This window comes from Tistrella bauzanensis, assembly GCF_014636235.1.
In the GTDB taxonomy this organism is placed as follows: Bacteria; Pseudomonadota; Alphaproteobacteria; order Tistrellales; family Tistrellaceae; genus Tistrella; species Tistrella bauzanensis.
The window spans coordinates 1-1,148 of sequence record NZ_BMDZ01000187.1; the positions used below are offsets into that span (position 1 = coordinate 1).

At 69.2% G+C, this 1,148-nt stretch carries 1 protein-coding gene; it reads left to right on the forward strand.

The features are described from left to right. Nucleotides 1–57 precede the first annotated feature (57 nt). On the forward strand, nucleotides 58–1,148 hold a 1,091-nt coding region (locus tag IEW15_RS25500), incomplete at its 3' end, for a transposase (protein WP_188583357.1).

Sequence of the window (1,148 nt, forward strand, 5' to 3'; positions counted from 1 at the left end):
CCCTTGAGCCTGCGGCCGGCGCCTGATTCTCTGGAGCCCACCGCAGCGAGGTAAGGCATGGCACGAGATTTCCGCAGGCCCGAACGCCGTCAGGGGTTCCTGCTCCCGCCGGATATGCAGGATTGGCTGCCGCAGGATGACATCGTGCACCTCGTCCTGGACGCGGTGTCGCTGATGGACCTCTCGAAGTACGAGGCAAAGCATCGGGTCGGCGGCGTGGGCCAGGCGCCCTTCGCGCCATCGATGCTGCTGACCCTGCTGATCTACGCCTACAGCCACGGGGTGAAGTCGAGCCGGGCGATCGAACGTCTCTGCCGCCGGGACGCCGGCTACCGATACATCGTCTGCGAGCATGTGCCCGACCATACGGTGATCGCGCGGTTCCGCCGGCGCCACATCGACAGGTTGCCGGCGGTGTTCGCGACCGTGCTGCGGATGTGCCGGGATGCCGGCCTGATCCGGCTCGGCCTGGTGGTGCTGGACGGCACCAAGGTGAAGGCCAACGCCTCGCTCGATGCGAACCGCAGCGCGGCGACGATCGACGAGCAGGTCACGCGCATGTTGGCCGAGGCGGAGAGCGTGGACCAACGCGAGGATCGGCAGTTCGGCCCGGAGGGGCGGGAAGGATTGCCGCGGGCGCTGTCGCGGCGCGAGGAACGCCTGGCGCGGCTGCGGGCCTGCAAGGCGAAGCTGGAGAGCCAGGCTGAGGTCGCCGCGGCGCGCCAGCAGGCGAAGATCGATGCCCGCGCTGCCGAGGAGCAGAGCAGCAAGAAGCGTCGGCGTGGGCGCAAGCCGAAGCCCGCGGCAGGGAGCGTCGATCCTGAGCGTGTGGCGAACCCGACCGACCCGGACAGCGGCATCATGAAGACGCGCCGGGGCTGGGTGCAGGGCTACAACGCCCAGGCCGTGGTGACGCCGCAGCAGATCATCCTGGCGACCGAGGTCACCACCGAGGCGAATGACGTTCAGCAGCTGCAGCCGATGCTCACCAAGGCGCAGGCCATGGTCGAACTGCTGCTGGGCGAGGATGAAGTGCTCGGGGCCGCGGCGGCGGATGCCGGCTACTGGTCGGAGGAGAACGCGGCGAGCCAGACCGAGGAATGCGAGCTGTTCATCGCCACGCGCCAGGACCGCAGGCAGCGGGCTGA